Below are 14,063 nucleotides of genomic sequence, written 5' to 3'. Positions count from 1 at the left end.
TGAACCCCTCATCTGCGAAGACCAACTCCATCTCACCCGCCCCATAAAGCTTGCAATATGAGTCACGGTAGACGCCCCAGACTCCTACGACAAGGAAATTTGTAACTATTTAAAGGGCACATTTCACATTGTCCCGGCGTGGGAATTCGGTCACCAGCGTCAATGCTGGCAGTCGGGCGGGCGCAAGAACTGCACACGCTACGACCCGAGTTATCAGAGAGCCGAAGCCGACCTGCACAACCTGGTACCGAGCATTGGCGAAGTCAACGGTGATCGCAGCAACTTCAGCTACGGCTGGCTGCCGGTGCAATCCGGTCAGTATGGCTCGTGCCTGACTCAAGTCGACTTCAAGGCCAAGAAAGTCATGCCTCGCCCGTCGATTCGCGGCATGATCGCGCGCACCTATTTCTACATGAGCAAGCAGTACGGCTTGCGCCTGTCGAAACAGGATCGGCAGCTTTACGAAGCCTGGAACAAGACGTACCCGGTGCAAGACTGGGAACGCCAGCGTAATCAGAGCGTGGCGTGCGTCATGGGACATGGCAATGAATTTGTCGGCCCGGTGAACCTGAAAGCCTGCGGCTGATTCTTCAGCGCAAAAGAAAAGGCCTCGAACGTGATGTTCGAGGCCTTTTCTGTTTTTAGCTGCCAGCCTTGTTGTAGCGCCAGTAGCCCATTAGATTGAGTGACTCGCGGGGGATACCGCATTCCTTGATCAGGTATTTGCGCAGACGCATGACCGCAGCACTTTCGCCGGCAATCCAGCCATAAAAACCTTCGGGGGCCGTGTTGGCGATCTCCCAGAGAATGTCTTTGTCGATATCGACTTCGGCGAGTTCGGCGGCTTGCCCGACCGATGAATCCTCTGCAGGCAAGAACGCCTGCTGCACCGCCTCTACCATCAGCGCCCCAGCCACTGATTCTGGCGCCTGATCGCGAATCAGCCACTGCACCGACAGCCCTGGCCAATCCGGCACCGGGAGCATGTCTGGGGCGCTGTCCACTTCAAAGTAAGCCTGAGTCTGAGGCGGTCCGGACATGGCAGCCAACTCGTCAAGAATGCCCATGGCGGCCGGCAATGCCGTGGCATCCGCTACCAGCAAAACCTGTTTGAGCAGCTGCGGCGGTTTCCATTCGAACCCTCCGGCGTCCTGCGCGGAAAAACCGCTGTCGGGAGCAAGAATCTGCATCGACGCTCCCGGCTGCGCACGCAGCGCCCAGCGCGACGCGGGACCGGTCTCGCCATGCAGGACAAAATCGATGTCGACCTCGCCCTGATCAGCGCGTAAATGACGAATGGTGTAAGTGCGCATTGCCGGTCGACGGCTCGCCAACATCGAACGAAAACGCGCATACCAGCCCTCCTCCTGCGCAAGGCTCGCAGGTGATCCATCTTCAGCAGGGAAGAACAATTTGACGCGCTGATCCGGCGCCCAAGTGGCCATGCCACCTATCGAAGGGTCGGCGAGCGTGATCCGCATCATGTGCGGACTCACCAGCGTCTTGCGGCGCAAAAGCGCATTGAAAAGCTTATAGGGAGCGGCGGAGGCCATGCGGAGCTCCTTCGAGAAATCGTGATTGACTCGTATAAGACGAGTCGACTGCGATGTCCTTTAGGCCGCTCCGCGGAAAGTGCGGCTTACGGTGCGAGCGGATGCTCGACGATCACCGATTCGACGTTCTGCTTCTTGGCCTTCACCAATGCTGCATCCACCTCGACCTTGCGTGCTTGCGCGTCGGCCTGGGAGTTGAACGGACCAATCAGGATCCGCGTCTTGCCGCTGCTGTCCTTGATCACGGTCGGCACGAACGCATGCTCGATCAACCAGCCACTCAGGTCACTGACAGCCTGAGGTGTTTCGCCGCGCACTTCGAGGTCCCATTGCGGGGCGGACGCCGCCGCAGGTGCGGCCGCGACTGCCGTTTTCGGCTTCTGCACGTCTACACTCTTGCCTTCACCACATCCCGCCAATGCCAGTGCCGCGACCATCCAGACCAGTTTGCGCACAACGCTTTCCTCGAAAATCACAAAGCGGCGATCTTAACATTCATAAATACTTCGCGAGGCCCGCAAAATGGGCACAAAACAACGAGATTGATGATTGCAGCCTCTGTATAGTTACGCCCTGGGAATTAATGCCGCATCTGCGCGTCAGAAAGAGGCACCCAAACCGTGAGACTTCGCACTAATCTATACGTACCACCGACCTCTGCACTGTCTGAATCAGGTGCCCTACAAAGCAATCAAGGAGAAGACCATGCTGATACTCACCCGCAAAGTCGGTGAAAGCATAAATATTGGTGATGACATTACGATCACCATCCTCGGCGTAAGCGGTCAGCAAGTCCGTATCGGCATCAATGCTCCGAAAAACGTTGCCGTACACCGTGAAGAAATCTATCAGCGCATTCAGGCCGGCCTGACCGCCCCGGACAAGCCACAAACGCCCTGAACCGCATTGCAGTCAGTAGCCAGTTCGTTTGCTTTGCATAATGACTGGCTAGAGATACACGCGCCGTATTGCCATCCGCTCCCCAGCCCACTGGGCACGGCGCCTGACACATCCCATCGCTCTACTTCATTCGCTCCCTTCCCCCCCCCTGCAGCGCGATACTACCTGCGACTGCCCAGCCTGGCTGTCAGACATTTCCGAGAGAACACAGGGAATTGCTCCCTGCTAGCCGAACGTCACGCCGCGCGCCATGCCAGTGGCTGCAATCACCATCAATACCAACAGCAGCGCCTCGACGTGACTGATCCGTGCATACAACTTTGCACGCCCGGTATCGATCACCTTGCCCCGCGCCAATGCGATCCGCCATTTGACCAGCGTGATCATCGGCGCCAGCTCTATCAGCAGAATCAGCACGAACATCGTCATCTTCAAATGAAACAGCGGCTGGTGCAGATAGTAGTCAGTGCCCTTTTCAAAGCCGCCGAAGGCGCGCATGCCGCCAGTCACCAACAGCACCAGCGCAGCAATGCCCCACAGATTATCGGCAAGCAAAACCCGTTTTGCTTCACCGACGCCAGTCGCCAAACGACTGAACGCCGTGCCACGGGCCAACACGGCCCAGAAGCCCAGTGCAAAAGCCAAGAGATGAATAGCGGCGAGAAACCAATGAACCAGCATCGACGAACTCCTTGAGAAAGCCGTGAAAAACGCCAGTCAGTAGTAGTCGAAAAAAACCGGTTTCGCCCGCACACAGCAGTGGGACTGGAAAGCTTCGCGCAGGAAGCCAGGAGACAGAGAACGGGATTGGCCAAATCGCAGGCAAAAAAAATCCCAAGCAGCTGATGGAAGCTTGGGATTTAAAAATGCATAAACCGTGGTGGTGAACGCGGGGCAGATGTTACTGAAGTTCACGATCAGCAACAACATTTTTTTGATCACCGGACGGTTAAAAATCCCGGTAACCCCTTCAATATCCACACTTTTTCGACGGATCCAAAAAAAGCACAGAACGCCATATCAACAGGTCGTGTTATTTCGAAACACGCTAAGCAGTCAGGGTAACGAAAGATCGGAAGGATTGAGGCGAGCGCCTGGAGCAAGGCTTTGAAAAATCGCAGACAACAAAAAAGGGCCCACCTTTCGGTGAGCCCTTCGAGACCGCCCAGCAGAGCGGATTTTGTTTGGTAGGCGCGATTGGACTCGAACCAACGACCCCCACCATGTCAAGGTGGTGCTCTAACCAACTGAGCTACGTGCCTGCTGTGAGGCGGCATTCTACGGAATTCCGGAGGGGTGTCAACACCTTTTTTTCACCTAACCCTATGAATATGCAAAATATTTAATTTCGGGTCGGTGAAGAAGATTTTTCCGGTGGCTGGCGGAGGTTTTTCAACTCGGGTAGGATCGACGCACTCGTAAAATATATTAAACAGAGGCTGCAGGATGGCGAACACCCCTTACCCAGAGTCTTATTACGCTGCGTCGGCCAATGCCGCACCGCCACGTCCGGCCCTGCAGGATGATGTGGAGACGGATGTCTGTGTGATCGGCGCCGGGTACACCGGGCTGTCCTCGGCGCTGTTTCTGCTGGAGAACGGTTTTCGCGTCACAGTCCTGGAAGCAGCGAAGGTCGGCTTCGGTGCGTCGGGGCGTAATGGCGGGCAGATCGTCAACAGCTATAGCCGCGACATCGACGTTATCGAGCGCACAGTCGGCCCCAAGCAAGCACAACTGCTCGGGCAGATGGCCTTCGAAGGCGGCCGGATCATTCGGGAGCGCGTGGCCAAATACAACATCCAGTGCGACCTGAAGGACGGCGGCGTGTTTGCCGCCCTCTCCGCCAAACAGATGGGTCACCTGGAATCGCAGAAGCGCCTGTGGGAGCGCTTCGGCCATACGCAACTGGAACTGCTCGACCAGCGCCGCATTCGCGAAGTGGTCGCCTGTGATCAGTACGTCGGCGGCATGCTCGACATGAGCGGCGGTCACATCCACCCGCTGAACCTGGCGCTCGGTGAAGCCGCTGCAGTCGAGTCCCTCGGCGGCACGATCTATGAGCAATCGCCGGCCGTGCGCATCGAGCGCGGTGCCAGTCCGGTGGTGCACACGCCGCAAGGCAAGGTCAGGGCCAAGTTCATCATCGTCGCCGGCAACGCCTACCTCGGCAATCTGGTGCCGGAACTGGCGGCCAAATCGATGCCGTGCGGCACTCAGGTGATCACTACCGAACCGCTGGGCGAAGAACTGGCGAAATCCCTGCTGCCACAGGATTACTGCGTCGAGGACTGCAACTACCTGCTCGACTACTACCGCCTGACGGGCGACAAGCGCCTGATCTTCGGCGGCGGTGTGGTTTATGGCGCGCGGGACCCGGCGAACATCGAAGCGATCATCCGCCCGAAAATGCTCAAGGCTTTTCCGCAACTCAAGGACGTGAAGATCGACTACGCCTGGACCGGCAATTTCCTGCTGACCCTGTCGCGCCTGCCGCAGGTTGGGCGTCTGGGCGACAACATTTATTACTCGCAGGGCTGCAGCGGCCACGGCGTGACGTACACACATCTAGCCGGCAAGGTACTGGCGGAAGCGTTGCGTGGTCAGGCTGAGCGTTTTGATGCATTTGCCGATCTGCCGCATTACCCGTTCCCGGGCGGGCAGTTGCTGCGTACGCCATTTGCGGCGCTGGGTGCGTGGTATTACGGACTGCGTGACAAGCTGGGTTTCTGATCAGTTTTCTTGACTGGCAAACAACTGTGGTGAGGGAGCTTGCTCCCGCCGGGTCGCGCAGCGGCCCCTCTTTTATCTAGAAAGAAGGCCTGCTGCGCAGTCCAGCGGGAGCAAGCTCCCTCGCCACAAATATTTGCAGAATTCAGATCAAAGTTGGTCTCGGGTAATTCCACTACGAATCCGCAAGATATCCGCCAGCACCGCCAAAGCGATCTCAGCCGGTGTCTTGCTGCCCAGGTTAAGCCCGATCGGCGCATGAATCCGCGCCAGTTCAACCTCCCCTAGCCCACCAATCCTGCGCAAGCGCTCGAAGCGTTTCTGCGAAGTCTGCTGCGAGCCCATGACGCCAATGTAAAACGCCTCGGTGCGCACCGCTTCCATCATCGCCAGATCGTCGATACGCGGATCATGGGTCAGCGCTACCACCGCGGTATCGCGGTGACAGCCGCCATCGGCGATAAACACTGACGGCAATTGCCGACGAATCTCCACGCCATTCAGCACCACGCCTTCGAGCACTTCGTCGCGCGGATCGCAAAGAATCACTTCGAAGCCGAGACCGACCGCGAACTCGGCACAGGCCTGCGCCACGCTGGAGTAACCCGCCAGCAGCAAGCGCTGAGCAGCACCGATGCGAATCCGCACCCGGTCGATCTCGCGCTCGATGCGCGCGCCCTGCTCGCGATCCGCGAACAGACTGCGCGCACCGCTGGCCAGATCGACCTCGCGAATCAGACGACGCTGGCCGAGCAATGCCGATTCAAGCTCACGCAGATGCGCCTGCACCTCGCAGTCGGCGTCAAATTTCTCTACCAGTACGTCGAGAATACCGCCACAGGGCAGGCTGACCCGCGAGCGCGGATCATCACCTTCGCCGTAACGCACCACGTTGACCGCATCGAGAAACGCACCTTCAGCGACGCGCGCGAGAAAGTCTTCCTCGACGCAGCCACCGGACAGCGACCCGATCCACTGGCCGTTATCGTTCACCGCCAGCAGCGAACCCGGCGCACGCGGCGCCGAGCCGTAAGTGGTCAGCACCGTACAGAGCCAAATACGCTGCCCGGCCACCGACCACTCCAGTGCCCGCCGCACAACCTGTAGATCGAGATGCTGCATGTCAGTGCGCCTTGTGCTCGACGACTGGAGCGTCAGCCTGCAGCTTCTGCACATCGCTCACTGCCAACTCTGCCGACTGGCCGCCCCAGCCTTGACGCAGGTAGTTCAGCAGATCGGTCAGCTGTTCAGCGCTGAGCTTGTCAGCGAATCCCGGCATTGGCTGCATGTGTTCGAACCCGGCGAATTTCTGCTCGCCGATGCCGTCCTCGATCACCCGCAACAGATTGCGCGGATCTTCCAGACGCAGCGTGGTGTTGCCGCGCATGGCCACGGCGATGTGCGGCTTGCCTTCGCCGCCGGCAGCATGGCAACCGGCGCAGACGTTCAAATATTCCTGACGGCCGCGCTGGGCACTCGGGCTGAGCTTGTCCAGCGACACTTCAGTCAGCTCTTTCGCCGCGGGCGGCTTGTCGCCAAGCAGGAACGTCGCCATCGCCGCCAGATCCTGATCGTTCAGGCCCTGGGTGCTGTTGTGGAACACCGGGAACATCTCGTTGAACATCGTGCCCTGGGCGCTCATGCCGTGTTTAAGGAACGTGCTCAGGTCCTGCTGATTCCAGCCACGCGCCGCCAGATCGGTGGCGAGCAGGCTCGGTGCCAGATAACCGTTGAGAATACCGCCGGTCAGGCGCTTGTCCAGTTGCATCGCGCCCGGCAGACCGCGTGGCGTGTGGCACTCGCCACAGTGGCCGAGCACTTCGACCATGTACTGGCCACGCTTCCAGGCTTCGCTTTTGCCTTCACCAGACTCAAGCTTCAAGGCCTTGCCGTACAGCATGTTCCAGCCGATCAGGCCCGGACGCACGTTGAACGGAAAACTCAGGCTGGTGACCGGCGCGGCGCGCTCGATTGGCTCGATGGTTTTCAGGTACGCATGAATCGCGTCCGAGTCTTCCCGCGGCACCAGGTGATACGAGGTGTAGGGCATCGCCGGATACAGATTGGCGCCGTCGCGACGCTTGCCTTCGGTCAGCGCGGCGAAGAACTCGTCATCGCTGTACAGGCCGATGCCGTGCTCTTTGCTCGGAGTGATATTGGTGCCGTAGATGGTGCCGAACGGCGAGACGATCGGCAGCCCGCCGGCAAACGGCGCGCCGCCCGGTGCGGTGTGGCACGCCATGCAGTCGGCCGCGCGGGCGAGGTATTCGCCGCGCTTGACCTGATCGTCGGCGTGGGCAAATAACACCGGCGCAGCCAGCCCGACCGCCAGGGTCAAGCGGGTCAATAGATGCTTCATGCTTAACCCTCCTTGACCAGGCCGAGATCGGTCAGCACGTTGCGCGTGGCGTTGTAGTAACGCACGTACCCGGTGCAACGACAGACGTGATGGCCGAGGCTGTCTTCGATGACGCTTTCCAGCTGGCTTTTGACGATCGGCTGGCGCTGCAGCTTCTCCACCAGCACCGTCGCGGCGTTGACGAAGCCCGGCGCGCAATAGCTGCACTGGAAGGCGAATTCGTCGACGAAACGCTGCTGGATCGGGTTCAGCTCAGTGACCTGACCGCTCTCATCACGTTTGGCGTGACCTTCGATGGTGCGGACTTTTTTGCCCTCGAAGTAATGCGCGCCGGTGATGCAGGTGCGCACTTCTTCGCTGGTGCCGTCCGGGTTGTCGACGATCACCACACAGGCGTGGCAGATGCCCTGGCCGCAGCCCAGGCGCGAACCGGTGAGATTCTTGTATTCGTGCAGGTAGTCGATCATCGGCAGGTCATCAGGGATGTCCACCGGACCGACGGATTGACCATTGAGGGTCAGTTGAAGCGGACGGTTAGCCATTGAGGGCCTCCTTGATGCGCGCAGCAGTGATTGGCAGATCGCGAACACGTTTACCGATGGCATGCGCCACGGCGTTACCGATGGCACCAACCACCGGGATCATCACCACTTCGGCGATGCCTTTGGACGGATCGCTTGGCGACAACGGCGGTAGAATCTCCGCGGTCTGCTTCCACACCGCGACGTGACGGGCCATCGGCAGGCGATAACGGTTGAAGTTCCAGTCCCCCTCCCCCGGTCCGCCTTCGTACAGCGGCATCTCTTCCATCAATGCGTGACCAATACCCATCGCGATACCGCCTTCGAGCTGGCCCTTGACCAGTTCTTCAACCAGCACCCGACCGCACTCGACCCACGAATGGTGGTTGAGCACTTCGACTTCCGCCGAGCCTTTGTTGACCTTCAGCTCGACCAGCGTCGCGACCGGGCTGTAGTAAGTCACCGCGGCATTGTTCAACTGAACCACCGGGTAGTTGATGTTCTGGCGATCCAGCAAGTGGAAACCAGCGGTGTTCATCAGCGCCTTCTTCGCCTTCGGCGCACCATCGCCGTACTTCACCGCCAGACCGTCGAGCGGCAGACGCTCGCGCACGCCGTCGATGCTGTATTCAGCCTCGGCCCAGCTCCAGCGGTTGAACGCGTGAACGGTGGCACCGGTGACCAGGCCACGCTCGTGAGCGCGCTTGGCCAGCTCTTCAAAACTCAACGGCTGCATGCCGTTGGCAGTGAGTTTGCCGTCGACCCAATGCGCATCTTCACGACGCACCACGTATGGGTTGGCTTGACCGCCGTAAGGGCCCTGACGCCAGATTTCCATGGCCGCCGGCCACAAGCCATTGTTGAACAGCACGCGCGCCGCTTCACGGGTGGCGTGGCTGAAATAGTAGGCCGAGTTGGTCGCGGACGACGCCGAAGCCAGCTTGCCAACCCAGCGCGGATTGCGCAGCAGGTTGTCCTGTTCGGCCTGGCTCATGATGTAAGGGTTGCCGCTGGTGATCAGCTGCATTTCCTGCCATTCGGTTTCACCGGTCTTCACTTCATGCGCGGGGCTACCGAGGAAATCGGCCACCACCAGCGCTTGCGAAGTGGACATGCCGGTGCCGATTTCGATACCGATGTGGCGCAGGGTGATGCGACCTTCAGCGGTGAATTCGATGCTGGCCATCGGCGCTTCGGAACCGGTGCCGAAGTCTTTCTGGCAAATGGCGAAACCCACGCCGTACCAATTGTCCGGGTCGGCGGCTTCGCGCTGTTTCTTGATCGCGTCGCGGTTTTTCCAGACTTCGTGCACCGAGGCCTTATCGAGAATTTCGTGCAGGCGCAGAGCACCCGCCGGGATCGCGCCCTGGGTGTTTTTCATCCCCGAACGCAAGGCGTTCTTGCGACGCAGATCAATCGGGTCAACGCCGAGACGATGGGCGATTTCGTCGACCATCATTTCGGTTGAGGCCATGCTTTGCAGGGTGCCGTAACCGCGCATCGACCCCGCCTCAACACCACGCGAGTGGTAAGCGGTGACCTGCAGATCGTTCTGCGGCATGTAATAGATCGACTGCGCTGCCGTGGCCCCCACCGCCGCCACCGACGGGCTGTAGTTGATGCGACCGCCACCGTCGACGCTCATCTCGGCACGGAAAATCTTGAAGCTGTAGTCGTTCTTGTCCACCGCCAACTGGTAGCGGATGTCGAACGGGTGACGCTTGATGCCGCTCTGGAACTGCTCATAGCGGTCATTCGCCAGACGGATCGGCACACCGGCACCGTACAGCGCCGCGAGGGCTGCGTAGTAGACGAAGATGTTGTGGTCTTTGGAACCGTAACCCACGGTGTAACCCGGGTGCATGTTCAAATTGGCCAGGCCGAAGCGCGACGGCGCGATCATTTTCGCGGTCTCGGTCGCGGCTTCCAGCGGGCACTGAGTGGCAACCACGAAATGCAGGGTCTTGGTTTTCGGGTCGTACCAGCCGTTGCCGTTGTCCGGTTCCATCGCAGCCGGTTCGATCGACGGGGTCTTGTAGCGCTCATCGAACACCAGCCAGTTGTCTGGCGGGCTATCGATCTCTTTCTTCATGCGATCGGCGTAGAACAGACCGCGCTCAGTCAGGTTGCCGTGCAGGTTCGGCTGAGAATTCCACACCGGCCGACGGTTCTTCAGCATCGGGAACAGGATCGAGTCTTTCAGGCTGGCGAATTCGTCTTCGTCGGCCGAGGTCGGACCGCCCACGCGCACGTAGCGGAAGCTGCCATAAGGATCGCCTTCGTAGTACGGCACTTGTGCACCGTAACGAATCGCCTTGTCATTGAATTTGAGTTTGGTCTTGGCCTGGCGGAAACGCTCGAAATCGTTCCAGATCAGGATTGCTACCGGGTGACCGATGAACATCGGTACTTTGCCTTCCGGCAGCAAAGGGTCCGGCGCGTGCTCTTCCGGGAAGACGATGCCGTCCTTGTCCAGATCGGCCGCGGTGACGATGCGGTCAGGTTGCAAGTCGGCACCGAGCCACGACAGGTCGTGACCAGCGTAGATACGGTCGGCCTTGATGGTTTTCAGCAGCATGGCGTGGCCCTGTTGCTCAGGCCAGCCCGGCATGTCCTTGGAGCGAATGTCGCGGGCAAATACTTTGCTGCCGCAAACTTTGGACAGCGCATCGTTACGCTGACGCGCCTTGCCGTTGTTGCCGAGCCACTTCTCGGACGGCACGGTGACGCTGGTTTCCATCAAGGCAGCCAGCGCCTGGCTGCTGAGCGGCGTGAGCGTGACGCTCACACCCGCCACCAGCCCGCCCTGGAGGAACGAGCGCCGGGATATATCACGGTTGGACATGGATCATCCTCTGGGCGGTTATGTGTCCGCCCTTCTGGTTATCTACTGGGAATCTCGAGTCTTGCAGAAGCCCTTCTTGGCTAAACAAAGGGCGTGTTGACAGTGCAAAGCTGACCGAAAGGTTAACTTTAAAGGTTTCCGCGCTCGCAGCAAACAACCAGTTACAAAAATTTGACTAAAGAATCAAAAAATCAATGCGACGTGGCACCGCATGAGGTCGATTGCCCCCCGCCATACACAGTCGAATGCGGTTGCCCACTTCATGCAGGCGCTGTCGAGTGAAACGAGGCTGCGATTTTTTGATCCTACTTCTACGATCAAAATCAAAAGATTGCAGCGTGCCGCAGCTCCTGCAGGGATTTGTGCAGGACTGGGTAGTGAAGGGAGAGCGGTCAAATTTCAGACACAAAAAACCCCGGTCTTTCGACCAGGGTCTTTGCTATCGATTCCGAATCAACCAAGGGTTGCTTTCGGTGTTTCAAGGCGTTCAGTGGTCCTTGAAACAGATATGGCGCAGCGGACGGGACTCGAACCCGCGACCCCCGGCGTGACAGGCCGGTATTCTAACCGACTGAACTACCGCTGCGTATCGCTTTGAGCTTGCGCTCAAGTAACTCGTTTTGACTGAAAGCTTCGGTGCTTTTCAATCGCGAACCGGACAATGCCCGACTCGTAAAATATGGCGCAGCGGACGGGACTCGAACCCGCGACCCCCGGCGTGACAGGCCGGTATTCTAACCGACTGAACTACCGCTGCGCGTCGGTGGAGGCACTTTCAGCCTACCTCTTGCTTTCGCAAGTTTCTCGGGAGTGGTGGGTGATGACGGGATCGAACCGCCGACATTCTGCTTGTAAGGCAGACGCTCTCCCAGCTGAGCTAATCACCCGTTTGCATCTCCGAGGCCGCGAAATTTACGCAGGTGGCGAACCTAAGTCAATAGCAGGATTGAAGTTTTTCTGAAAAAGACGAAATTGTTTCCATCCTGCAAGACTGCATTCGCGAGCAAGCTCGCTTCCACAGGGGATTGCATTCCAAATGTGGGAGCGAGCTTGCTCGCGAAGACGGCAGCCCATTTGACGCAAATTCAGGAGAAGCACGCGATCTACTCGGTGTAAATCATCTTCTTGGTCATGCCGCCATCCACGACGAATTCCTGCCCGGTGACAAACCCGGCATTGCGCGACAACAGCCACGCAACCATCGCCGCCACATCCTCGACCGTCCCTACCCTGCCCGCCGGATGCTGCGCATGATCGGCATCGGCCAGCGGCTCGGCTCGACGCGCAGAAGGATCCCGCGCATCGATCCAGCCGGGACTGACCGCGTTGACCCGAATCTCCGGCCCAAGACTGATCGCCAGCGCATGGGTCAGCGCCAACAACCCGCCCTTGCTCGCCGCATAGGCCTCGGAATCTGCCTCCGACTGCCGCGCACGGGTCGAGGCCAGATTGACGATCGAGCCGTTGTGCGCGCGCAGATACGGCGCGCAGTGCTTGGCCAGCAGCATCGGCCCGCTGAGATTCACCGCCAGCACCCGATTCCAGTACGCCAGATCCAGACTTTCCAGGGTGATGTTGTGCGGATCAGCCACCGCCGCGTTGCACACTAACGCATCGAGACGACCGAATTGCCCAAGCACTTCAGCAACACCCAATGCCACCTGACTTTCATCCGCCACGTCCATGGCGATGAACCAGGCATTCTCGCCCAGCACCTTCGCTACTTTCGAACCGCGTGCGCGATCAAGATCGGTCAGCACCACTTGCCAGCCTTCGCTGATCAGCCAGGCCGCGATGCCCAGACCGATGCCACGCGCGGCGCCGGTGACCAGCGCCACGCGGCCATGGGTACCCGCCGTCGGCGTCGACAACTCGATCACAACGCCGCCAGACCGCGCGACAGGTCGGCCTGCAGGTCCGCCACGTCTTCCAGACCGACCGCAATGCGGATCAGGCTGTCACGAATCCCCGCCGCCTCACGCTCCTGCGGCGCCAGACGGCCGTGGGAGGTGGTGCTCGGATGGGTGATGGTGGTTTTGCTGTCACCAAGGTTGGCAGTGATCGAGATCAAGCGGGTGGCGTCGATAAAGCGCCATGCGCCCTCTTTGCCGCCCTTGACCTCGAAACTCACCACCGCACCGAAGCCCTTCTGCTGACGCTGGGCCAGTTCGTGCTGCGGATGGCTCTTGAGCCCGGCGTAATGGACTTTCTCGATACCGTCCTGCTGCTCCAGCCACTCGGCGAGTTGCTGGGCGTTGGCGCAGTGCGCCTTCATCCGCAGGTTCAGGGTTTCCAGGCCCTTGAGGAAGATCCACGCATTGAACGGGCTGAGGGTCGGCCCGGCGGTGCGCAGGAAACCGACAACTTCTTTCATCTGCTCGCTGCGACCGGCCACCACCCCGCCCATGCACCGGCCCTGGCCGTCGATGAACTTGGTTGCCGAATGCACGACGATGTCTGCACCGAGCTTCAGCGGTTGCTGCAAGGCAGGCGTGCAGAAGCAGTTGTCGACCACCAGCATCGCGCCTTTGGCGTGAGCGATTTCCGCCAGCGCGGTGATATCCACCAGCTCGGCCAACGGATTGGACGGCGACTCGACGAACAACAGCTTGGTGTTCGGTTTGATCGCCGCCTCCCAACCCGACAGATCGGCCAGCGGCACGTAATCGACTTCCACGCCGAAACGCTTGAAGTACTTTTCGAACAGGCTGATGGTCGAACCGAATACGCTGCGCGACACCAGCACATGATCGCCGGCGCTGCACAGGCTCATCACCACCGCCATGATCGCGGCCATGCCCGTGGCAGTGGCAACCGCTTGCTCGGCGCCCTCCAGCGCAGCAATACGTTCCTCGAACGCGCGCACAGTCGGGTTGGTGTAACGCGAGTAAACGTTGCCCGGCACTTCCCCGGCAAAGCGCGCGGCCGCGTCGGCGGCGGTGCGGAACACATAGCTGGAAGTGAAGAACATCGGATCACCGTGTTCGCCTTCCGGCGTACGGTGCTGACCGGCACGTACGGCCAGGGTATCGAACGCTACGCCTTCGAGGTCGCTGTCCAGCCGACCGGCATCCCATTCCTGACTCATGCTGTCACTCCTTGCCCTGTTCTGAATAAATGAAAGTCTTTTGCCAGATACAAAACCGGCCCCTCAGGGC

12 protein-coding genes, 4 tRNA genes and 1 pseudogene are annotated in these 14,063 nt (G+C 59.6%); 3 read left to right on the top strand and 14 right to left on the bottom strand.

What is annotated here, in order from left to right:
- Positions 1-124: 124 nt before the first annotated feature.
- Positions 125-586: pseudogene (locus L6D63_RS26055) on the top strand (endonuclease); the annotation flags it as partial.
- 55 nt (positions 587-641) lie between these two features.
- Here L6D63_RS26055 and L6D63_RS26050 read toward each other — a convergent pair.
- Positions 642-1,553, bottom strand: coding sequence for a siderophore-interacting protein (locus tag L6D63_RS26050; protein ID WP_131671783.1), 912 nt, complete (start codon positions 1,551-1,553; stop codon positions 642-644).
- Between the two features lie 86 nt (positions 1,554-1,639).
- Positions 1,640-2,008 (bottom strand): sporulation protein, encoded by a 369-nt coding sequence (locus L6D63_RS26045; RefSeq protein WP_047293271.1) that lies wholly within the window; start codon positions 2,006-2,008, stop codon positions 1,640-1,642.
- Between the two features lie 250 nt (positions 2,009-2,258).
- On the opposite strand from L6D63_RS26045, the gene csrA reads away from it, so the two are divergent.
- Complete coding sequence (gene csrA, locus L6D63_RS26040; protein WP_003179932.1) at positions 2,259-2,453, top strand: carbon storage regulator CsrA; 195 nt, start codon at positions 2,259-2,261, stop codon at positions 2,451-2,453.
- A 225-nt stretch (positions 2,454-2,678) separates the two neighbouring features.
- Here csrA and L6D63_RS26035 read toward each other — a convergent pair whose 3' ends face one another.
- The 3 genes from L6D63_RS26035 to L6D63_RS26025 form a co-directional block, all read right to left on the bottom strand.
- Entirely contained in the window at positions 2,679-3,134 is a 456-nt protein-coding gene (locus L6D63_RS26035; RefSeq protein WP_095668820.1) for a DUF2214 family protein, read from the bottom strand.
- Between the two features lie 36 nt (positions 3,135-3,170).
- Positions 3,171-3,434: a hypothetical protein gene (locus tag L6D63_RS26030; protein WP_131671784.1), complete on the bottom strand. Its 264-nt coding sequence runs from the start codon at positions 3,432-3,434 to the stop codon at positions 3,171-3,173.
- Between the two features lie 204 nt (positions 3,435-3,638).
- Positions 3,639-3,715: transfer RNA gene (locus L6D63_RS26025), tRNA-Val, on the bottom strand.
- A 184-nt stretch (positions 3,716-3,899) separates the two neighbouring features.
- Here L6D63_RS26025 and L6D63_RS26020 point away from each other — a divergent pair.
- A complete protein-coding gene (locus tag L6D63_RS26020) occupies positions 3,900-5,183 on the top strand; it encodes an NAD(P)/FAD-dependent oxidoreductase (protein WP_131671785.1) in 1,284 nt (427 codons plus the stop codon).
- Between the two features lie 147 nt (positions 5,184-5,330).
- On the opposite strand, the gene L6D63_RS26015 is transcribed toward L6D63_RS26020, so the two are convergent.
- The 9 genes from L6D63_RS26015 to L6D63_RS25975 all read right to left on the bottom strand — a co-directional run bounded on the left by L6D63_RS26015 (position 5,331) and on the right by L6D63_RS25975 (position 13,993).
- On the bottom strand, positions 5,331-6,302 hold the full coding sequence (locus L6D63_RS26015) for an XdhC family protein (protein WP_131671786.1): 972 nt from the start codon (positions 6,300-6,302) through the stop codon (positions 5,331-5,333).
- A gap of 1 nt (position 6,303) precedes the next feature.
- Positions 6,304-7,539 carry a c-type cytochrome gene (locus L6D63_RS26010; protein ID WP_131671787.1) on the bottom strand — a complete coding sequence of 412 codons (1,236 nt, stop codon included), beginning with the start codon at positions 7,537-7,539 and terminating at the stop codon, positions 6,304-6,306.
- Positions 7,540-7,541: 2 nt separating this feature from the next.
- Positions 7,542-8,081 (bottom strand): (2Fe-2S)-binding protein, encoded by a 540-nt coding sequence (locus L6D63_RS26005; RefSeq protein ID WP_047293235.1) that lies wholly within the window; start codon positions 8,079-8,081, stop codon positions 7,542-7,544.
- Positions 8,074-10,905, bottom strand: coding sequence for a xanthine dehydrogenase family protein molybdopterin-binding subunit (locus L6D63_RS26000; RefSeq protein WP_131671788.1), 2,832 nt, complete (start codon positions 10,903-10,905; stop codon positions 8,074-8,076). The genes L6D63_RS26005 and L6D63_RS26000 overlap by 8 nt, the downstream gene beginning before the upstream one ends.
- 509 nt (positions 10,906-11,414) lie before the next feature.
- Positions 11,415-11,491 (bottom strand) — tRNA-Asp (locus tag L6D63_RS25995).
- A gap of 94 nt (positions 11,492-11,585) precedes the next feature.
- A tRNA-Asp gene (locus tag L6D63_RS25990) sits at positions 11,586-11,662 on the bottom strand.
- Between the two features lie 54 nt (positions 11,663-11,716).
- Positions 11,717-11,792 (bottom strand) — tRNA-Val (locus tag L6D63_RS25985).
- A gap of 216 nt (positions 11,793-12,008) precedes the next feature.
- A complete protein-coding gene (locus L6D63_RS25980) occupies positions 12,009-12,785 on the bottom strand; it encodes an SDR family oxidoreductase (protein WP_047293232.1) in 777 nt (258 codons plus the stop codon).
- Positions 12,782-13,993, bottom strand: coding sequence for an O-succinylhomoserine sulfhydrylase (locus L6D63_RS25975; RefSeq protein ID WP_108183232.1), 1,212 nt, complete (start codon positions 13,991-13,993; stop codon positions 12,782-12,784). Before L6D63_RS25975 ends, L6D63_RS25980 begins: the two co-directional genes overlap by 4 nt.
- Positions 13,994-14,063: the final 70 nt, after the last annotated feature.

The organism is Pseudomonas parakoreensis, assembly GCF_021602155.1.
Taxonomy (GTDB): domain Bacteria; phylum Pseudomonadota; class Gammaproteobacteria; order Pseudomonadales; family Pseudomonadaceae; genus Aquipseudomonas; species Aquipseudomonas parakoreensis.
Note: the sequence above shows the minus strand (reverse complement) of the source record. Positions and strands in the feature narration are given on the sequence as shown.